Origin of the sequence: Haloarcula sp. NS06, assembly GCF_051122755.1 — an archaeon.
GTDB lineage: Archaea > Halobacteriota > Halobacteria > Halobacteriales > Haloarculaceae > Haloarcula.
Genome location: NZ_CP184844.1, coordinates 3,038,917 through 3,058,068, shown reverse-complemented (window position 1 = coordinate 3,058,068; position 19,152 = coordinate 3,038,917). Strand labels below are relative to the sequence as shown.

At 63.6% G+C, this 19,152-nt stretch carries 18 protein-coding genes; 13 read left to right on the top strand and 5 right to left on the bottom strand.

Translation table 11 applies throughout. The annotated features are described in order from the left end of the window. Positions 1-44: 44 nt before the first annotated feature. From ACODNH_RS19515 to ACODNH_RS19485, 7 genes are all read left to right on the top strand, one after another. Positions 45-1,160 (top strand): DUF3179 domain-containing protein, encoded by a 1,116-nt coding sequence (locus ACODNH_RS19515; protein ID WP_434530901.1) that lies wholly within the window; start codon positions 45-47, stop codon positions 1,158-1,160. Continuing rightward, positions 1,150-1,764 (top strand): hypothetical protein, encoded by a 615-nt coding sequence (locus tag ACODNH_RS19510; protein ID WP_434530900.1) that lies wholly within the window; start codon positions 1,150-1,152, stop codon positions 1,762-1,764. The genes ACODNH_RS19515 and ACODNH_RS19510 overlap by 11 nt, the downstream gene beginning before the upstream one ends. Positions 1,765-1,885: 121 nt before the next feature. Then, entirely contained in the window at positions 1,886-3,070 is a 1,185-nt protein-coding gene (locus tag ACODNH_RS19505; protein WP_434530899.1) for a vWA domain-containing protein, read from the top strand. A gap of 56 nt (positions 3,071-3,126) precedes the next feature. Then, entirely contained in the window at positions 3,127-4,365 is a 1,239-nt protein-coding gene (locus ACODNH_RS19500) for a protein kinase domain-containing protein (protein WP_434530898.1), read from the top strand. Beyond that, positions 4,362-5,570 (top strand): PP2C family protein-serine/threonine phosphatase, encoded by a 1,209-nt coding sequence (locus ACODNH_RS19495; protein WP_306707294.1) that lies wholly within the window; start codon positions 4,362-4,364, stop codon positions 5,568-5,570. Before ACODNH_RS19500 ends, ACODNH_RS19495 begins: the two co-directional genes overlap by 4 nt. A gap of 60 nt (positions 5,571-5,630) precedes the next feature. Then, positions 5,631-6,797 (top strand): double zinc ribbon domain-containing protein, encoded by a 1,167-nt coding sequence (locus ACODNH_RS19490; protein WP_434530897.1) that lies wholly within the window; start codon positions 5,631-5,633, stop codon positions 6,795-6,797. 40 nt (positions 6,798-6,837) lie between these two features. Next, the gene (locus tag ACODNH_RS19485) at positions 6,838-8,109 is read left to right on the top strand and encodes a zinc-ribbon domain-containing protein (protein WP_434530896.1); all 1,272 of its coding nucleotides are present in this window, start codon (positions 6,838-6,840) and stop codon (positions 8,107-8,109) included. 5 nt (positions 8,110-8,114) lie between these two features. On the opposite strand, the gene ACODNH_RS19480 is transcribed toward ACODNH_RS19485, so the two are convergent. From ACODNH_RS19480 to ACODNH_RS19465, 4 genes are read right to left on the bottom strand one after another with little or no spacing between them, the layout of a single operon-like run. After that, complete coding sequence (locus ACODNH_RS19480) at positions 8,115-8,663, bottom strand: hypothetical protein (protein WP_434530895.1); 549 nt, start codon at positions 8,661-8,663, stop codon at positions 8,115-8,117. A gap of 23 nt (positions 8,664-8,686) precedes the next feature. After that, positions 8,687-10,375, bottom strand: coding sequence for a b(o/a)3-type cytochrome-c oxidase subunit 1 (locus ACODNH_RS19475; RefSeq protein WP_434530894.1), 1,689 nt, complete (start codon positions 10,373-10,375; stop codon positions 8,687-8,689). Beyond that, positions 10,375-10,947: a cytochrome c oxidase subunit II gene (locus ACODNH_RS19470; RefSeq protein WP_434530893.1), complete on the bottom strand. Its 573-nt coding sequence runs from the start codon at positions 10,945-10,947 to the stop codon at positions 10,375-10,377. Before ACODNH_RS19470 ends, ACODNH_RS19475 begins: the two co-directional genes overlap by 1 nt. Before the next feature lie 4 nt (positions 10,948-10,951). After that, positions 10,952-12,181 (bottom strand): halocyanin domain-containing protein, encoded by a 1,230-nt coding sequence (locus tag ACODNH_RS19465; protein WP_434530892.1) that lies wholly within the window; start codon positions 12,179-12,181, stop codon positions 10,952-10,954. A gap of 167 nt (positions 12,182-12,348) precedes the next feature. On the opposite strand from ACODNH_RS19465, the gene ACODNH_RS19460 reads away from it, so the two are divergent. The 6 genes from ACODNH_RS19460 to ACODNH_RS19435 all read left to right on the top strand — a co-directional run bounded on the left by ACODNH_RS19460 (position 12,349) and on the right by ACODNH_RS19435 (position 17,386). Beyond that, complete coding sequence (locus ACODNH_RS19460; protein WP_306707280.1) at positions 12,349-12,525, top strand: hypothetical protein; 177 nt, start codon at positions 12,349-12,351, stop codon at positions 12,523-12,525. Position 12,526: 1 nt separating this feature from the next. Then, a complete protein-coding gene (locus ACODNH_RS19455) occupies positions 12,527-13,300 on the top strand; it encodes a sulfite exporter TauE/SafE family protein (RefSeq protein ID WP_434530891.1) in 774 nt (257 codons plus the stop codon). Then, entirely contained in the window at positions 13,297-15,678 is a 2,382-nt protein-coding gene (locus ACODNH_RS19450; protein ID WP_434530890.1) for a heavy metal translocating P-type ATPase, read from the top strand. The genes ACODNH_RS19455 and ACODNH_RS19450 overlap by 4 nt, the downstream gene beginning before the upstream one ends. Before the next feature lie 128 nt (positions 15,679-15,806). Further along, positions 15,807-15,977 (top strand): hypothetical protein, encoded by a 171-nt coding sequence (locus ACODNH_RS19445; protein WP_306707274.1) that lies wholly within the window; start codon positions 15,807-15,809, stop codon positions 15,975-15,977. Between the two features lie 350 nt (positions 15,978-16,327). After that, entirely contained in the window at positions 16,328-16,639 is a 312-nt protein-coding gene (locus ACODNH_RS19440; protein ID WP_306707272.1) for a hypothetical protein, read from the top strand. Positions 16,640-16,921: 282 nt separating this feature from the next. Continuing rightward, positions 16,922-17,386 carry an SRPBCC family protein gene (locus ACODNH_RS19435; protein ID WP_434530889.1) on the top strand — a complete coding sequence of 155 codons (465 nt, stop codon included), beginning with the start codon at positions 16,922-16,924 and terminating at the stop codon, positions 17,384-17,386. Between the two features lie 5 nt (positions 17,387-17,391). Here ACODNH_RS19435 and ACODNH_RS19430 read toward each other — a convergent pair whose 3' ends face one another. Further along, complete coding sequence (locus tag ACODNH_RS19430; RefSeq protein WP_434530888.1) at positions 17,392-19,149, bottom strand: MutS-related protein; 1,758 nt, start codon at positions 19,147-19,149, stop codon at positions 17,392-17,394. Positions 19,150-19,152 lie beyond the last annotated feature (3 nt).

The window sequence follows — 19,152 nt, the reverse complement described above, 5'->3', positions numbered from 1 at the left end:
CCCCCTCACCGCGAGACTTAGTGGTTGGCATTCTCACACATAGTATGGACTTTTCCCGCCGACGGTTTCTCGCTACGACTGGAGTTGGTGTGGCGCTCGGCGGCGCAGGCTGTGTTGGGAATGACAGTTCTACTACTGAAGCTGGCTCGGCACCCGGATCCAGTACTGGAACCAGCGCGGCGTCAACGACAACCGACCGAAGCGACGGGTCAAAGCCACCGACAGCTGATAGCCGCCTGTATCTGGACTACGAAATCGGGACACTCGAAGAAAATATCGTCAGCGGCGGCGTTCCCAAAGACGGGATTCCAGCCATCGACGACCCGACGTTCGCCGACACGCCCCCGGATGGACTGGCTCCGGACGACCCGGTATTCGGCGTGGTTCAGGACGGGGAGGCGAAAGCCTATCCGCAGTACATTCTCGTTCATCACGAGATTGTGAACGACACTCTCGCCGGCGACCCAATCACTGTTACATACTGCCCGCTGACGGGCACTGCACAGGGGTTCGAGCGCGGCCCGGTGGAGTTCGGCGTCTCCGGGCGGCTAGTGAACTCGAATCTGACGATGTACGACCGGGGCACCGATAGCTGGTGGCCCCAGATGCTGGCGACAGCGATTACAGGCCCACTAACTAGCGAGTCGCTACGGGAGTTCCGGGTCACCTGGACGACGTGGAGCCACTGGTCTGGCGTCTATCCGGAGACCCGCATCCTCACCGAAGACACCGGCTTCTCGCGGCGCTACGGTGTCGACCCGTACGGTCAGTACAACGAGAAGCGCGGCTACTATTCGAGTACGCGGACGCTGTTTGAGCCCCTGCAAGGCGATAGTCGCGCTCACCCGAAGGCTGTCGTCATCGGAACCCGGACGGACACAGGGGCGCTCGCATTCGACAAGGAGACACTGCTGAGTCAGCGCGTGCTGACTGGCCATATCGACGACACGCCGTACGTCGCTGTTGCTGATACCGACCTCGCAACCGGCTACGTGTACGCGAATCCAGAATCGATGTCAGTTGTGGCGTCGGACGACAGCTACACGATCAACGGGACGGCATATGATCCCGATTCGCTCCCGCTGGATCGAACGCTGTCCTTCGACGCGATGTGGTTCGCCTGGGCCGGCTTCTATCCGGAGAGTGGGTATGTCAACTGACAGCCCGACCGACGGGGCAGGTGTGGTTGCCAGCACCCAGCGCCTGTTTCGGAACACTGTAGTTGCGGTCAGCGGGACGCTCAGCCGCCGTGACGGACGGGTGTCTCTGGGTGTGTCCGGACTGGCGTACTTCCTGCTGTATCTCGCTGGTCTCAGACACCTCGGTTTCGGCCCATCCGGCTACGAGATCTCTGTCGTCAGTAACCCGCTTACCCGTTCGTTCCGGCAGGTCGGGCCGTTTCAGTGGGAACCGATTGCACTGGTGGTCGTCGGCCCAGTTGAACTGCTTGTTGCGCCGCTGAACATCCTTCTTGGGGGCGTCCTGGCAGCGCTGGTCGGACTCAACCTTGCCGTCTCCGTCGTCGTGTGGCGCGGCCCATCGGCCTGCCGTCTCGGCCCGGGTGCAGGGGCTGTGTCGGGACTACCGGGACTGCTCTCCGGGTTCGCCTGCTGTGGGCCCACTATCCTGCTCGTTGTCGGCGTGCAGGCAAGCGCTGGGCTTCTCTCGCTGTTCCAGTGGCTCCTTCCCCTCACTGTCGTGGCACTGCTCGGAACCCTTCTCTGGGTCGGGAGCCGAGTCGAGACGGCGCAACAGGTCGCGTAGATAGTACCTACTACTGGGGGATAGATAGTAGCGACAGGCTACCGTCCAAGGTAGCGGTTGGAACTTTTTTCCCTCGATTTGAGGGAAACATATAATTACTTCCTACGACCCATCTACCAGTATGACCGCTACTGTCGTGAGCGAGGTCAACCGACCCTACGTGCCGACGGGCGGGGCGAAACTGACTGCTGAGATCGAAGTTGAGCCCGGACGGCTGGAGGAACCACCCACGCGACAGATTGCTCTCTGTATCGACGCCAGTGGGTCGATGGCCGGCGACGACATCAAGCAGGCACGCGCCGGCGCTGAATGGGTCTTCGGGCTACTCGACGAAGACGATTACATCTCGATCATCGCCTTCGACAACGAGGTTACGACGGTACTTGCGCCGACGCGGTGGGGAACTGTTTCGCGTGATACGGCAGTGGACGCGGTCGCTGACATCTCCGCTGGTGGGGGCACTGATATGTACAGCGGCCTGCTGGAAGCGAAGGCGTCCCTGCAGGATTTACCGACCGACGAGAACACGGCCCGTCGAGTCCTGCTCCTCTCTGACGGGAAGGACAACTCACATGCCCCGGAAGCGTTCGGGACGTTAGCGCGCGAAATCGACACCGAGGGTATCAGAATCAAGGCGGCCGGCATCGGGAGCGACTACCGCGAGGAGACCATCCGGACGCTCGGGACCGTTGCCCGCGGCGAATGGACACATCTGGATGCCGCCGGCGACATTGAGTCGTTCTTCGGCGATGCAGTCGAGGAGGCCGGGACCGTTGTCGCTCCCGACGCTCGTCTCGAACTCGACGTGGCTGACGGTGTCGAGGTGAGCGAGGTGTACCGCTCGCTCCCACAGACGCAGTCTGTGAACCCCGATTGGGAGGACAACACGGCCGTCGTGCCGCTGCCCGACCTGCTTGACCGGGAGACCCAGCGAGTCGTGCTGAAGATACACGCCCCGGCCAGCGACCTGCAAGACGCCGTGTTACTGGCGGATGTCACGCTGCACGCCGGCGGCGAGATGACGCGGGAATCAATCACCGTTGACTACACCGACGACGAGACGAAACTGGCCGAACACAACGAACAGGTCGACGTGGACCACCGACAGACCGTTATCAAGACTGAACTCGGCAAGGGCAACGTCGCCGAAGCCCAGACCCAACTGGAGCGGATGACGCGCATCCACGGCGAGGACACTGAGGCCGTCCAGACAGCCGAGCGGGAGACGCGTATCGTGATGGAAGGCGGGCGCAAGGAGCAAAACAAGGCAACGAAAATCGTCACCGACGAGGGCATCCAGAAGTGACCGTCCTAATCTGCGGTGTCGGTAGGACCGCTACCGGTCGGGGAAACGGGTAAGTCATGACCTGGGAACCTGAGAGCGGTGATGTCATCGCCGGCCAGTACAAACTTGAGGAGTTCCTCGGCAAAGGGGGGTTCGCAAAGGCGTTCCGCGCTACAGACATCGATAGCGGCGAGTCCGTCGCCGTGAAATATCCCAACTACACCGAATCCCAGAACAACCCCGACATCATCGAGGAGTACTTCAAAAAGGAGGTCGGCTCACTGGAACGCATCCGCCGGGCCGGCGGCCACGAGAACGTGATGGACTACTACGACCAGGTCACAGAGCGCGACGTTCCGTTTCTGGTCGTCCAGCTAATCGTCGACGGGATCGAACTCGACGAAGTCATCGACCAGCACGGTCCAATCGACGACAGCGAACAGGTCCGTCAGATTGGTATCGACCTCTGTGACGCGATGGGCTTTCTCCACGAGAACGAGATCGTCTACCGGGACCTGAAACCGGAGAACGTGATGCTCACGCCCGATATCACGCCTACACTAATCGATTTCAATACTGCGACGGGCTTCGATGCGACCGAGGATCCGTCCTCCGGGAACACCGGGACGACGATTCTGGGGCCGTTCAAGCCCCGGGAAGTCGCAGAGGCCAGTCGAACCGACGTTCGGCAGGGCCCCTGGTCGGACGTGTATTCTATCGGCAAAATACTCTTGTTCCTGCTCAAGGGGAGCGTCCCGAAAAAGGACGGCGTGAACCCGCAGGCGTTCGGAGCCAACTGCGACGATTATCTGGCTGAAATTGTCGAGCGGGCCACACAGTCACACTATCGTGACCGATACCGGAACGCGACGGTTCTCAAAGAGGTCCTCGAACGGCGAGACCCAACACCGCCCGCGACGGCGTCAGTGACATATATTCAGGCAGACAGGCAGTTCACTGTCGAACCGGGCGACACTATCGGGCGACAGGGCGCGAGTGGTCCCCCGGCATCGATAACAATCGAGGACCCGCAGGGAGAGTACATCTCCTCAGTACAGGTACAGTTTGATATCGAGGACGGCGAGTGGTCCCTCCACGACCGAAGTCTCAATGGGACGTTCGTCCAGAAAGGGGCGGGCTGGCAGCGGGTCCTCTCCGAACCCGGACGCAACCGTCTGCGCTCCGAGGGAGAGGACCCGACTGACAGACACGGCAACGTGCCCCCCGAGTCGGTGACACTCACTGACGGCGATCTGGTATCGCTGGTTCATCCGACCTACGGGGTTACGTTCGAGTTCCATCCGGAGGAGTCATGAGATACAGCACGAACTACGACATCGGCGACAGGAAGCGAGGGCAGGGAATCAACGAGGACAGCGTCTCTCTGACGGTGTTCGAGGAGGGCCATCGGGACGGCTACCGCGGGCAAGACAGACCGCAGTCGCAGGACACGGCCACAGCAGACGGCGACGAGACGGCGGACGTGACAGACGAGACAGCCGGTACTGAGACGGCGGCGTATACGGCTGCCGACACGGACGGCGCTGACATTGACGACGGAGATACGTCCGAACCCGATGGCACCGAACAACCGATGAACCGCTCGGCCGGTGTGTTCGTGGTCGCTGACGGGGCCGGCGGGCACGACGCCGGCGACATCGCGTCGTACATCACGACGACCATCGTGGCTGAACACCTTGCTCCCGTGGCGATTCGAACGGCCCGGAGCTATCCCGGTGACTTCGATGTCGATGTCGCCCGTGATGTCCTCCCGGACCCGCCCGGTGAGCGGGAACTCGAAACTGCCGTGGCAGAGGCGATTACGGCTGCCCACCGTGAGATCATCCGGTACGCAAACGAGACCGGGACACAGTCCTACACGACGGTTGTCGCAGGGATCTACGCCGACGGCAAACTCCATTATGGCTGGGTCGGTGATAGTCGGGCCTACGTCGTCAACAGTGCCCGTGAGACGATCTCGCCGCTGACCAGAGACCACGCCGTCGTTCAGGAGTGGGTCGACAGCGACGAAATCGACCCTGTTGAGGCACATGTCCATCCCAACGGGAACGAAATCACACGCGCGCTGGGTGGGTCCGGCTATGAGGACCCCGACGAGGCGACTGTCGGGGTGGACACGCGAACAGTCAGGCTGTACGCAGAAGACACGGTGCTGGCGACCAGCGACGGACTCATCGATGCACAGACCGACGCGCCGGAACTGTACGAGGAGTACGTCGATTCGGACCACGCCGATTCAGTGGCCGAGCGTATCCGCGAAGCAGCCGTCACCGACGACGAGATCCGTGACGTGATCCTCGATGCATCGTCCCTCGACGCGGCGAGTCAGGAATTCATGTCACTGGCAAACGACCGCGGTGGGAAAGACAACATCTCGGTGCTCCTGTTTGCCGACAGTGCGCTCCCAGAAACACCGGAAAGCGGTGGGATGCCAGTTCGAGACATTGACCCTGACCTCGATATTTCCGAACGTGACACCGTGATTATGACAGACGAGTAGAGAGAAAGTTTCGTGGGACAAGTATTTTATTTCTCGACTCTGTAGGACCTAACGAAACCCATGCCTGAATCCGACCGTACGGTAAAATGCCCCATATGCGACGAGGACTTTGATCCGACAGTCGCGGGCGGATGGTGCACAAATCCGGACTGTGGTGAGTGGAAACACACTGACGAAAGCGCTGCTGATTTTGACACCGATGATGGGGTGCCGGACGATGCCGACCTGATACCGGAAGGCACGGACAAGGCGGACCCGATGGATGGCCGGCCGGTGGAGGCTAGCGACGAAACCGAGTCTCAGGACGGGCACACTGTCGACGATGATAGCGTCGACGAAGTCTCGGAGGATGAGGTCTCGGACACTGGGGCAGCCGAGGCCGGAGACGAGACGGCGGAGACAGCGGAGACGGCGAAAACTGCGGAGACAGCGGAGACGGCGGAAACCGCGGAGACAGCGACGGAATACGAAACTGAAGCCGACACTGGTACCGAGGCAGAACCCGGTGAGGCCGACGGCACCTCGGACCAATCCGGCAGTGACTCCGATGTGGACGACGAGCTATCCGACGAAGCTCAGGAGGCAGATAACGACGGGGCGACGATTAGCTGTCCGGACTGTGACTGCGAACTCGACGCCGACGCGAATTTCTGTGTCGCCTGCGGTGCCGACGTACAGGACATTACACCGGGAGACGACGACTTGCTTGACGCGTGCCCGTCCTGTGACATCGCTGTCGACGACGATGCCAGCTTCTGTGTCAACTGTGGGGAAGATTTAGACGCGCATCGCGGCGGACGTGACACGTCGACGGCTGATTCGACAGAAGGGTCGTCAACCGACGACGAGACAGAGCGTGAGTCAGCAGCCACGGGCAACGCCGTCGACACGCTCGCGTCACAGTCCACCGACGACGCGACTGTACCGGACAAACTTGTCCTCTCGGTCGAAGGTCGAGACATCACCGTCGAAGACGGGGACCGCATCGGTCGGGAGATCCGGGCCGCGCTACTGGACGCCGGGCGACCGGAAGACGAGGCGGTTCGGATCCACCGCGAACACGTCCGGTTCGACCGCCAATCAGAAGGATACTATCTTGTTGACCTTGGGGACAACCCGACGCGACTGAACGAGACCCAGTTGCAGAAAGGCGACCGTGAACCGATCCAACCGGGCGATGAACTTGAACTATCGGGTGTCGCAACGATAACAATTCAGGCGGCATGACCACCCACAGTTAAGCGGTCGGTCGGAAAATATCAGGCTGATGGAGCGTGGTCGACTGGGGTTGGAACTCCGCGAGTCCGCCGCACTACTGCGAGCTGAGACCTGGCTGTTTGTGGGTGTGGGCTTGGCATGGCTCATCTACGGTGGCTGGGTGCTCGCGACGGGGCTGCTGCTGGCGCAGTTCCCCGGACTCGAACGTACTGTTTTTGCGACACTTACTGGCCAAACTGTCTCGCTGCGAACTGTGCTTGCCGCGGGTCTCTGGCTCGTCGGTCCGTCACTGGCGACTGTCGTCCTTGTCAACCGACGGCTTCGGAACAGCTACGGCAACCTCGCCGACGCGTATCGACTGGACCACCCAAGCCTGTTGCTCACTATCCCCGGCAGTGTGCTCCTCGGCTGCCTGCTGGTGAGTCTCACTCTCGGGCAGCGGCGTCTGCTCACGGTCATTGCGCTCTTCGGAACAGTGCATTTGGTCGTCCGGACCGTCGCCTACGGCCATCGCGTGTACACAGTTTCGGTCCCCGCATTCCTGTCGCTGCTGGTGTTTGTGAGCGCAGTCTCGCTTAGTACTGGATGGCTGGTCCAGACGGTCACCGCACCCGGCGTATCGTCGGCACTGTCCCCGTGGCTGACTCGGGCCGGCGTTGGTCCTGTGGCTGAGACAGCGCTCCAACTGACGGGCGTCCAGCCATCGCAGGCCACACCCCTCTTCATTGCCGTCCCCGGCGTGCTGGCGAGTGCATATCTCTTCCTCCAGTTGCTCGCTGGGACCGCCGTCAGAATCCGCGCGCCACTTTCGAACCCACAGCGCCGTCCGGACCAGCGGTTCCCGATCATGCCACCGGTCGGCGGCTCACAAAACGGCGGCGAGAGTCCGACTGCCGAACGGGCTGCGGACGCTGCCCCGGACTCCCGGGAACAGACTGGAGAGGGAGCCGACACCGTAGATACTGGTAGCGACGAAGAGCCATCGGGACACACCGGGACTCGAGTGTTTTCGCCCGACGAGGTCCCAGCGGCGGAGCCGCCCGCTCACGAATCGGTACAGGACAACGCGCAGTCATCGGGAGATGGCGAAGAACCGGAGATGGCAGTCGACGACAGCGGGACAGACACGGACTCGGAGGCGGCCGGGACCGACGATACGCATGAGGGCGCCTCAGCAACCGACGAAGCGTGGATGGACGATACGTCCGTCTTCACACCGGGCGGCCGCGATGCCGGCCAGTCGTACTGTAGCGAATGCGGCGAGTCGCTGCCGCCCGACGCTGACACCTGCCCGTCCTGTGGCGACCCCGTCGACGGGTGAGGCGGTCAGCGGTTCGAAACGGGGATGTCACCGAGCGCGACGGTATACTGTGTCGACTGCACTGACTCCCCGTCTGGATACACGAACACCGTTACAGCGACGGTATCCGGGCGCTCGCCGGGCGGGAGTAGCCACGACTGCGTTACGTCGTCAGTTCCTCCCACTGGTAGCTGTCCTGTGCTTGCGGTGTCCGCAACCGTCTCTCCGTTGCGGGTGGTAACGCTGTCAAGACGAACTGCTGTGGGGTCTGACCCAGTGTTCGTCACGTTCACTGCGAGCGTGAACCGCCACCCATCGTCAGCGGTGACGACAGACGCCGCATCGATGCGGGCTGAGACGTTGGCGGATTCCAGAATCGGGTCACCGACGCCGGCACCGGCCTCTGCCGCTGTCGGCGTTTCAGGGACTGCTTCACCTCCGGTGTCCCCCATCAAGTGATGCCCCATCATACTCCCGAAGGTAACGACCTCGATGAGGATCGGCAAGCCGATTCCAACGATGATGAGGAGTCGTAGCAGCGTTTTCTGCTCCGGACCGTCGATGTCGTCAAACATGATGAGAGAGTAGTGAAGTGGTGTTAGACCGGGATCGGTGGGCTACCGGGCGCGAATAGGCCATCAGCGACCATGCTGGCGAGTGGCGGCCCGTAAGCGATGGCGATGAGCAGCAGTGCAATCGCCGTCCAGAGCTTGTAGTTGTCCAGAATACGCGGGCTGTGGTCCGCGCCGGATAGCGGCTCCGGGATGTTGCCGTTGACCGATATCGTCCCACCACGGCGAGCGAGCAGGGTGTCGGCCATGACGATGAGGAACATCGCCGCGCCGACGAACAGTAGGAAGCCGCCGATGGCAATCTGGATTCGCATCTCGCCGACCGTCCCGGCGACGGCCTCGAACGCGAACTCGTCGTACGTCGGTTCGGCAGTCCGTCGTGGGATGCCGGCGAGGCCGGCCCGGTGCATGGCGTTCGACATCACTGCCATACCCACGAACCAGACATACGGCTGAGCTGAAGCAAGGCTCCGCTGTCGGAGTTTCTTCCCGGTGATCTGTGGGACCAGCCAGTAGCTAATAGCCATCGCCGTCAGTGCGAACGCAGTCCCAACGGTGAGGTGGAAGTGGCCGGGCACCCAGATGGTGTTGTGGATGAGGTAGTTGATGTTCATCCCGGCGTTGATCATGCCGGAGAACCCACCCGCTGCGAACATCAGGCCGGCGAGCATACAGCCAGCAAAGGCCGGCTTGCCCCACGGCAGATTCCGAAGCCAGGAGAGGTAGCCCTTTGCACCCCGCTGGCGAGCCCCGTGTTCAACTGAGGCGACCACGGTGAACGCAGTCAACAGCGAGGGCAACAGCAAGAACATCGTGTTCGTCATCGCGATGAACTTGTACCCTGATGGAATACCGGGGTCGGTGTACTGGTGGTGGAAGCCGACCGGGGTTGAGAGCAGCAGGAAGGCGACGAAGACCACGCGAGCCAGCGGGTCACTGAACAGTCGCCCGCCCGCCAGCTTCGGCAGGATCGTGTACCAGACGAGGTACGCCGGCATAAGCCAGAAGTACACGACTGGGTGGCCGAAGTACCAGAACAGCGTCCGCGTCAGCAGCGGGTCGACGTTCTGGATGAGCCCGAGCGACCACGGAATGAGGAAGGCGACGACCTCCACGGCGACGCCGATGGTGGAGACGTACCACATCAGCATTGTCGTCAGGACCATGAACGTCTGCAGGGGAATGCGTTCGTCCGGGTTCTCAGACCGCCAGTCCCACAGGGACTTGAAGTACGCGAGGCCAGCGACCCATGAGCCGACGATGATGAGCGCGGCGCCGATGTAGAACGCCGGATGTGCCTTCATCGGGGCGTAGAAGGTAAACAACACATCCGCTTTGAGGTCGTGACCCAGAATCGACGGCGCACCGACGAGACCGCCGATGATGGACACGGCCGCAAGCACTGTCCCCGTGAGCATTATCCAGAAGGCTGACCAGGCGATGCGCTGTGGCAGCTCCCGTTCGAGGCTGCTAGCGACAGCCCATGTGAACAGCCCCGCGATGAAGAACGTCGTAAATACGAGCGCCAGCAAGACGCCGTGGCCCGTCAGAATCGTGTAGTAGTCCGCAGAACTGATGAATCCGCGGAACACGCCGGTTCGATGGAGCGCCTGAATGACGCCAAATAACGCACCGATCCCAAGGGCGACAAACGCCACAATGAACTCGCTCCGGACGAGTTTCGACGTTTTCGGATAGGAGTCGACGAACACCATTACTGATCCGCCTCCTCCTGCGCCTGTGCATCAGCTGCGGACTGGTCGATGTTCTCCTGTTGCATATCGTACTCCTCTGGCGGAACGACTTCGACGGAGCCACCCATCGTGTGATGGGCCGCCCCACAGTATTCGTGACAGATAAGACCGTAGCTACCGGGCTCGTTGAACCGGGCCGTGACTTCTGAGACCTGTCCCGGAATGACCATCGTGTTGATGTTGGTCTCGACTACGGAGAAGCCGTGCACCACGTCTGCACTGGTCACCCTGAACGTTACGTTGGCCCCTGCGGGCACCTGGATCGGATTGTCCCCGCTCCCTGGAGCGAACTGGAACTGTCGGGCGACGACGTACACGGTGTACTGATCGTCGCCCGTCTTAACCACACCGGGGTCGTCAAACTGGGTGCCAGTGTTCCCGTTCTGTACCGCTTGCGCACTTATTTGCCCGCCCGAATCGTCAACCATCCCGACACCGACGCCGACCGATCCGTAGGCGATGGTCGCAATGAAACCGACGATGAGCAGTATCGCTGCACCGAGCCAGACTTTTTCGAATCTATGAACCTGCATGGTATCACCCGATTATCGAGACACGGCCGAGGAACTCGACGAAGTACATGAACACCCACAGCAGGCCGATCAGCACGAAGTAGAAGGCGACCAGCGCCGCCGTTCCCTTCGGGTCGTACTCGTCGTGGCCCAGTTCGACAGCCGGTTCAGTTTCTGCAGCCTCTTCAACCGGCTCCGGGCCGGTCGCCCGCCGCAGTTCGCCACCTTTACCCGTCTGTGGTGGCCGCCCGTTCTGGCGGCGTCGCATCGCGACGGCAAACAGCAGCGGCGAGAAGAACGCCAGCAGGACTGAGCCTGAGAGAAGCCACTGCGGGCCCGAGAGTTCGATACCGCCACCCTCCTGTCCGCTTTCGCCCCCACTGCCGCTTCCGCTGCCATCGAGCGGGCCACCGACAACGACAGCGCCCTTCATCCCGAGCGTTTTGTGGGGGGCGCAGACGTACTTGTACACGCCCATCTCTTCGAATGTATGGCTGTAGGTGGTCCCCGCTTCGCTGACTGGGTCACCGGAGTTAAGCGGGCCGTCACCGTCCGAGACGACGTTGTGGCCGCCGCCTTCGCCGGTCCAAGACCACGTCACTTCGGTTCCGGGTGTCACCCGAACCGCGGGCGGGTCGAAGGCGAACGCGCCGTTGTTGCCCTGTGCACCGACCGAGATTTCGACGCTGTCGGCGTCGGTCCTGTCGACGGTCGTCCCGTCGTAGTTCGAGACGTTATCGAACCAGCCGCCGTAATCAGGGTTCTCGGGTGGGCCTTGCTGCTGTTGCCCGCCGGAGCCGCCGTCACCGGAGCCACCGGGCCGAACGACGACTGCACCTTTCATCCCGAGGGCTTCGTGGGGGATGCAGACGTACTTGAACATCCCCTCTGACTCGAAGGTGTGGCTGTAGGTCGTTCCAGCTTCGCTAACTGCGCTTCCGGAGTCAAGCGGCCCGTCACCGTCCGAGACGACGTTGTGGCCGCCGCCTTCGCCGCTCCACTCCCAGACGACCTCTGTGCCCGGGCTGACCATTACTGCGGGCGGGTCGAAGGCGAACGCGCCGTTGTTCCCCTGCGCGCCGACGGTGATCGTAACGGTGTCTTGGCCTCGCTTGTCGGCGGTCCCGTCGTAGTTCGAAACGTCATCGAACCAGCCGCCGTAGTCCGGTTCCTCCTGTGCTGTCGCCGTGCCGGTCGCGGCCAGCGCCGCTGTCCCGGCCGCGGCACCGACGAACTGTCGCCGACTCAGCGCCATTGTCGCACCCCCACCGCATCGTGCGAATCTGGCAGCTGGCTGCTTCTAGCTTCGTGCCGTACCATATCTGGGAGAATAGCAGATTACCTAAAAAAACCCCTGATGGTGTTTTCAGTCGTCAGGAACGACCCACTCGTTTTTATAACCCCTCTAACGTACGGCCATGTATGTCTGCGTCAAGCCCTCGGCTCGTAACGTTGCTGGCGCTGCTCGGACTCGCGCCGGTCGCGTACTATATGCAGGGAACCGGCCGCTCCATCGTCGCGCTTTCGCTGCTCAGCGTCGTCATCATCGCCGGCAGTCTGTTCCTGATGACAAAACCAACAGAGTCGAATCCCGTCTGATATGCAGTTTGGGACGGCGGGGCTGAGTTCCGGTGAGACGGCCGGCCTCGCAGCGTTCGTTGGGCTCGGGCTCGTCGGGAGCGTCCATTGTCTCGGGATGTGCGGACCGCTAGTCACCACCTACGCCGACAGACTTGACGATGGCGGCCCGGTGTCTGGCCACGAGATACGCCAACACGCGCTGTTCAACGCCGGCCGGACGCTGAGCTACGCGTTCGTCGGGACCGTGCTTGGCGCTGCCGGCAGTGTGTTGTACGATGTCGCCGGCCTGGCACGCCTCGGGACCGCTGTCCGGGGGACCGTCGGGATTTTTGTTGGCCTTGCTATCATCACTGTTGGGCTGGGGTATCTCTCCCGTGGTCGCGCCGTCGATGTGGCTCGGTCGCTACCGCTGGTTGGGGACCTGTTCCAGCGACTTTCCGCATCGCTCGTCGCTAAGGTCGACCGGTGGGTCGACGGCCCGGGGATGATCGCGCTGGGCGCGATGCACGGGCTGCTTCCCTGTCCGCTGCTCTACCCGGCGTTCCTCTACGCGTTCGCGACCGGTTCCGCATTCACCGGCGGCCTCTCGCTGGCCGCGCTCGGTCTCGGGACGTTTCCGCTGGTGTTCGCCTACGGGACCGCCTTCGGCACGCTGTCGCCGAGCCATCGCGCAACGTTGCACCGGGCGCTCGGAGTTGTTTTCATCGCGCTCGCGCTCGTCCCGCTGTCGAACGGCCTGGCGGCGTTCGGTATCGTTATCCCGAAACCACCCTTGCCGATGCCCTGGACATGACTCACTGTACGCTCTGTGACCTGCCGGTCGATGCGCCGGTCACCGACGACGGGGTCGAGGGGACGTTCTGCTGTCGTGGCTGTCTGGAAGTCGCGCGGACGCTCGACGACCCGGCGACGGAGACCCGTGACGCCGCCGACACTGGCCCCGACCCAGACGACGCCGACGGTGAGACGGCTTTTGTTTCCGTCGACGGGATGCACTGTGCGACCTGCGAGACATTTCTTGAGGCGCGGGCCACGGACCACGAAGGCGTCGCCGCTGCGGCCGCCAGCTACCCGACGGGAACGATGAAACTCACCTACGACTCCGATGCGCTCTCGGAGTCAGACCTCACCGAGGTAGTGGCCGGCACCGGCTACGACGCCAGCCTACAGGCCACGGAAACCGATGACGAGTACGAACTTGAGGGGCGTCTCATCGTCGGCGGCTTCTTCGGGATGATGACGATGCTGTGGTACATCCTCTTTCTCTACCCGGCCTATCTCGGCGTCGATTCGTCCCTGTTGCTGTTCGACCCGTCGGGGCAGGCAGGGGACTACCTGCTGTGGAACATGGCCGTAATGACCGGTGTTGTGGTCGGGTACACCGGGTGGCCGTTGCTTCGCGGGGCCTACGTCAGCCTTCGGGCTGGTCGGCCGAACATGGATTTGCTGGTGGCGATGGCTGCTGTGACAGCCTTCCTCTACAGCGTCGTCGCTGTCATCTTGGGACATACAGAGGTGTACTTCGACGTGGCGACGGTCATCGTCATGGCCGTCTCGGTCGGCGACTACTATCAGGACCGGGTCCGGCGACGCGCGCTGGACCGCCTCACGGAGTTCACGACACAGCGGGCCGATAGCGCTCGGCGACGCACCGACGGTGGTCATGAAGAGGTCGACGTGGGGGCACTGTCGGCCGGCGACGATGTCGTCGTCCGCTCCGGCGAGCGAATCCCCGTCGACGGGACTGTACTTGAGGGGACTGCTGCTGTCGATGAGTCACTCGTCACCGGCGAGTCGCTGGCCGTCAGGAAGACCGACGGCAACGAGGTTATCGGGGGGTCGCTGGTGACGCAGGGCGGCATCGTCGTGCGAGTCGGGCCGGACGCCGAGAGCACTGTCGACCGGTTAACGAACCTGCTGTGGGAGGTCCAGAGCACGCGCGGCGGCGTTCAGCGGCTGGTCGACCGCATCGCTGCCGTCTTCGTTCCACTGGTGGTCGTTCTGGCTGTACTCGCCACCGGCGGACACCTCGTCGCTGGCGCAAGACTGACGGACGCGATGTTGACCGGGCTGGCGGTGCTCGTGGTCTCCTGTCCCTGTGCGCTGGGGCTGGCGACGCCGCTTGCAACCGCGGCCGGAATCCGTCGGGCGCTCGACGGCGGAACCGTCGTCACCGGTGACGCGGTATTCGAGACGGCGACCGACGCGGACGTGGTCGCCTTCGACAAGACGGGCACACTGACGACCGGCGAGATGGAACTGCTGGAGCGGGCCGACGAGGGAGCGATGGCCCGGGCGGCCGCAGTCGAGCAGTTCGCGGAGCATCCCGTCGCCGAGGCCGTGACGGACGCCGTCCCGGTCCCGGACGTGGATGTCTCCGGGTTCGAGCAACATCCGGGTCAGGGCGTCAGTGCGACGGTTGACGGTGACCACGTCGTTGTTGGGACGCAAGCACTGTTCGACGACCTCGGGTTCGACGTGCCTGCCAACCTCCGAAGCCGGTGTGAACGCGCGACCGAGAACGGGCGTGTCCCGGCGCTGGTCGGCTGGGACGGCGAAGCGCGAGACGTACTTGTTGCGGGCGACAGGCTCCGCTCGCACTGGGAGTCAGTCGTCTCGACGCTCGCTCGCGACCGCGACGTGGTTGTCATCACCGGCGACCGGCCCGAAGCCGCCACCCCGTTCAAGCGCCACGACGGCGTCGACGAGGTGTTCGCCGGGGTACCGCCCGAGGCGAAAGCCGAAGTCGTCGAGCGGTTGCAATCTCGCGGGACCGTCGCAATGGTCGGCGACGGGAGCAACGACGCCCCGGCGCTGGCTGCCGCCGACGTTGGCATCGCCATGGCGTCGGGCACGTCACTGGCCGCCGATGCGGCAGACGCGGTCGTAACGACGGACGACCTGCGGGCCGTCCCCGACGTGTTCTCAGTGACGGCCGCAACCCGTACGCGGGTCCGCCAGAACCTCGCGTGGGCGTTCTGTTACAATGCCGTGGCGCTCCCGCTCGCGCTGCTTGGCGTCCTGAACCCGCTGTTTGCGGCCCTGGCGATGACGGCTAGCAGTCTGCTCGTCGTGGGGAACTCCACACGGACGCTGGCAGGCACAGCCTCACACGGCGAGGCGAGTGCCGATGGACCGGCTACGCCACAGCAACCAGCAGCGGCCGACTGACACCGGCTGTCGATTGCTGTCTTGCCAGCGACTGCTGAATGTTTGTTATTTGGTACCGTGTCTGAAACAGATTTAATATATCACCGGTTCTGGTCACATATACGTCGCTTTCACCGACGTGGTGACCCATGACCTACGCAATTCCCGTTCCCGCGCCAACGTCGTTCGCTCGCTGGCTGTACAGCGGGCGGTCGGCCATCGAACGTAGCCTTGACGCTACGGTCGGGTATGCATCCCTTATCGGGGAACGGGCCGCCGCGGACACCCGTCCGGTGAAGATTCCGCCCGTGGCATCATAGACTGGTTCGCCGCCGTGGGACCGGCGTCCCACTCACGGACGTCGCACTGCGGCGGGGATTCGATCGGGCTCACTGTCGAGCGGCGGGGCTCTACCCCCTTTGGCCGCTCCGTCTGAGAGGCCTGCACCGCCCAGTGTGGTCTGTCGGTGTGTCGCCACTCTCCCCTGAGCCTGTACTGTATCGTGACACTCTCTCGCTGTCCAGCCTTTGGGTTCCCCATCGTCTCGGTGTGGGAATCCGCCGGCCGCTCCCGGCCGGACGTACGTGCCCGCCACCCGCGCAGTCCCCGACCGACGCGACTCAATTGGCGAGTGCCCTCTCGGCCCGGTTCGACTCCGGCTGTCGGCGTTATGTCGCTGCAGGCGACTCCCCCGACCGAGGTATCGGCCGACGTATCACTGCGCGTTCCGCGTGGCGGGTCCGAGACCCTCGAAGCCGGTGTCGCCGGCGTCCTCGCGGCCGTCGACGGCGTCGAAGACGTGGCTGTCGACCGCGTGACTAGCGTTCGACCCACCTGGACGGATATCCGGGTCGACGCCGACGTGTCGCTGACGCTGCAGGTCGACGACGATCGGAACACAGCGGACGGCCGCACCGAACTCCTGCAAGCAGGGTTCGGCGTGATGGCAGTCAACCGTGTCGACGTGACTGGTGACGCGTAAGCGAAGCCCTCCACTCCGCCCTGCCTTCCCGAATGTCCCAACCGGACCCGGGCTCTCGCCCGGCGCTGGTTCAATTCCTGCCGGGAAGTCCACACGTATGCACGGGATATACCTCGCCGCTGTCATCGGTAGGCGGCGACGCGACTCGAAGAGCCGAGCACAGTCACGCCGCACTCGGCGGCTGTAGCCGCCGGGATCGGTCGCAGTCGTTCCTGATCCCGGATTGGTCTGCCGTCACCGTGTGGCCGAGACTGTAAGATACTGAAGCGCGAAGCACGAGGCATGACGTTCCATACGTCCGACGACCGCTGGCTTGATGTGCCGGTCGAGACGGTGTTCGCGTTCATGGACGAGCCGTCGAACCAGGCGGCCGTCACGCCGAGTCTGTCTCGCGCCGAACGTATCGAACGCCTACCGAACAGTGGCAACCGCGCCGCCTACGAGTACGAGATGTTCGGGCTCACCTTCACCGGCGAGGTCCGCGCGACGACCTACGAACCGCCCGAGCGCATCGTCTACGAGATGCGCGGCGACCTGACGGGGCGGATCGCTTGGCGGTTCGAACCTGAGGACGGTGGCACACGGCTCACGTACACGGCCGACTACGAGGTTCCCGGCCCGCTTCCGGAGTTCCTCCTCGCGCCGCTCATCCGCTGGTATAACCGCCGAGAGGTCCGAAAACTTCTGGAAAACGTCGCCGAGGCAGTCGAAGGGGAGGAACAAGTCGTCGCTGGGTCGCTGTCGTAACTGCGCTACTCGTCGGTCCAGAGCGCGTCCGAAAGCGTCCGCTGGACCGCCTCTTCGCCGACAGCTGTGGCAAGCGTCTCGAAGCCGCTGCGCTCAACGGGGTCGTTCGAGTTCGCGACCAGTCGGGAGACGATGAACTCTGGCGTCGATCTGCCAACAGTGCCAAACCGGGGCTGATAGTCGACCTGGAGTTCGAGATCCTGATTCAGCCCTTCGGCGAAGATGCCGTCGGTTCGGGCCTCAACAGGCAGCGGTTCGAGGTCGTCCGCGAGGTGGGTGACGAACACGCCAAGCGCGTCGCGGTCGACAGTCAGCGTCACGAGCCCGTGGAGGAGGTCGGCGGCGGAGCCGGGTTCAGTGATGGCCTCGAACTCATCGACGAGCATCAGCGTCCGGTCGCTCTCGGTCAGCGGCGGCACGACCGACCGCAGCGTCGATTCGAGAACGCCGGCGTTGAACGACGCGTGCCGCCGGTGGAAGACGACGGTGTCGACGATGCCCACCTCTGCGGCCTCGGCGGGGACCGGCAGCCCCATCTGGGCCAGCAGTTGCACCTGACACAGCGTCTCCAGCAGGGTCGTCTTCCCGCCGGAGTTTGCGCCAGTCAGGACAGCCACCCGGTCGCCGCTGGGCGGCTGGTTCGCCCGGTCCAAATCCAGCGTGTGGTCGCCGATAGCGTAGGTGACCGGCTGGACGCTCTCCACGTCCGCGATGGTGAGGTTCCTGGCCTGTTTCACCGCAATCGTCTTGCGGTCCTCGACAAACTCGGGCCTTGTCAGGTCGAAGGCAATGGCAAAGCGGGCGAGCGAGACGGAGAACGCGATGTCGTCCACCGCTTCGACTGCGGCGTCGATGTCCCCACGAGCGTCCGCGAGGTCGTCTTCCAGCCGGTCGGCGACCGCCTGCTCGCGGTCTTGAAGGTCGCTCCGTAGCGTGCTCCGGAGTTCCCGGAGTGCCACGTCGACGAAGTCCCGCGCGTCAGTCGCCTCTCGTGGCATCGCGTCTCGGATTCGAGCAGTGTCGATGCCTGTCTCGGTCGTGACGTGCCGGACGAGCGCGTCCTGAAACTCGTCGGGCCGCCGCGCACCCTCCTGCACAGCTTCGACAACCTCCATCGATGCCGCCGCGAGATCCTCGATTTGTCCGAGCTGGTCGCGCAGGCGGTCGAGCTCATCGTCAGCCCCTTCGCCGACAGCGTCGCCGTCGCCCGCGAGGCCAGCGAGTGCTGCCCGGCCAGCCGACAGTGACTCCCCGTCGATGGCCGCTAGCGGTTCGAACACGCCGCTCTCGATGCCGGTGTCCCGGAGGGCGAGCGCCACGTCGACCGCGGCCAGTTCTCCCCCGCTAGCATCGTATCCCTCAAACGCATCGAGGACGGCCCCCTGGTCCGCGCCGGAGAGGTCGGCCCATGTGTCCCGCGCTTCGAGTACGTCGTCCAGCCGCTCGTCCATCGCCTCGCGGGTCGGCAGCGGCGTCAGCACCCGGATGCTGTCCGCCGCATCCGCCGTGACCGCGTACTCCTCGGCGAGGTCGAGCAGTTCCTTGTACACGTCGCGGGTGTCTCTGGTGGCGAGCAGGTCCATCGACTCGGCTCCGGTCGCCCGCCGGAGGATACGCGTCGCTCGCCCCCGGGAGAGGCCAGCCGTAGTTAGCGCTCGTGTATCCGCCGACTCGATGGCCTCGATAGCCCGCTCGACGCCCAACTCCTCGGCGAGCAGTTCGGACGTCTTTGGGCCGATGCCCCAGTACTCCTCCAGTCGCATGCA

Coding starts and splice junctions, on each gene's coding strand:
- ACODNH_RS19515 (WP_434530901.1), top strand. CDS start 45: ATGGACTTTTCCCGCCGACGGTTTCTCGCTACGACTGGAGTTGGTGTG.
- ACODNH_RS19510 (WP_434530900.1), top strand. CDS start 1,150: ATGTCAACTGACAGCCCGACCGACGGGGCAGGTGTGGTTGCCAGCACC.
- ACODNH_RS19505 (WP_434530899.1), top strand. CDS start 1,886: ATGACCGCTACTGTCGTGAGCGAGGTCAACCGACCCTACGTGCCGACG.
- ACODNH_RS19500 (WP_434530898.1), top strand. CDS start 3,127: ATGACCTGGGAACCTGAGAGCGGTGATGTCATCGCCGGCCAGTACAAA.
- ACODNH_RS19495 (WP_306707294.1), top strand. CDS start 4,362: ATGAGATACAGCACGAACTACGACATCGGCGACAGGAAGCGAGGGCAG.
- ACODNH_RS19490 (WP_434530897.1), top strand. CDS start 5,631: ATGCCTGAATCCGACCGTACGGTAAAATGCCCCATATGCGACGAGGAC.
- ACODNH_RS19485 (WP_434530896.1), top strand. CDS start 6,838: ATGGAGCGTGGTCGACTGGGGTTGGAACTCCGCGAGTCCGCCGCACTA.
- ACODNH_RS19480 (WP_434530895.1), bottom strand. CDS start 8,663: ATGTTTGACGACATCGACGGTCCGGAGCAGAAAACGCTGCTACGACTC.
- ACODNH_RS19475 (WP_434530894.1), bottom strand. CDS start 10,375: ATGGTGTTCGTCGACTCCTATCCGAAAACGTCGAAACTCGTCCGGAGC.
- ACODNH_RS19470 (WP_434530893.1), bottom strand. CDS start 10,947: ATGCAGGTTCATAGATTCGAAAAAGTCTGGCTCGGTGCAGCGATACTG.
- ACODNH_RS19465 (WP_434530892.1), bottom strand. CDS start 12,181: ATGGCGCTGAGTCGGCGACAGTTCGTCGGTGCCGCGGCCGGGACAGCG.
- ACODNH_RS19460 (WP_306707280.1), top strand. CDS start 12,349: ATGTCTGCGTCAAGCCCTCGGCTCGTAACGTTGCTGGCGCTGCTCGGA.
- ACODNH_RS19455 (WP_434530891.1), top strand. CDS start 12,527: ATGCAGTTTGGGACGGCGGGGCTGAGTTCCGGTGAGACGGCCGGCCTC.
- ACODNH_RS19450 (WP_434530890.1), top strand. CDS start 13,297: ATGACTCACTGTACGCTCTGTGACCTGCCGGTCGATGCGCCGGTCACC.
- ACODNH_RS19445 (WP_306707274.1), top strand. CDS start 15,807: ATGACCTACGCAATTCCCGTTCCCGCGCCAACGTCGTTCGCTCGCTGG.
- ACODNH_RS19440 (WP_306707272.1), top strand. CDS start 16,328: ATGTCGCTGCAGGCGACTCCCCCGACCGAGGTATCGGCCGACGTATCA.
- ACODNH_RS19435 (WP_434530889.1), top strand. CDS start 16,922: ATGACGTTCCATACGTCCGACGACCGCTGGCTTGATGTGCCGGTCGAG.
- ACODNH_RS19430 (WP_434530888.1), bottom strand. CDS start 19,149: ATGCGACTGGAGGAGTACTGGGGCATCGGCCCAAAGACGTCCGAACTG.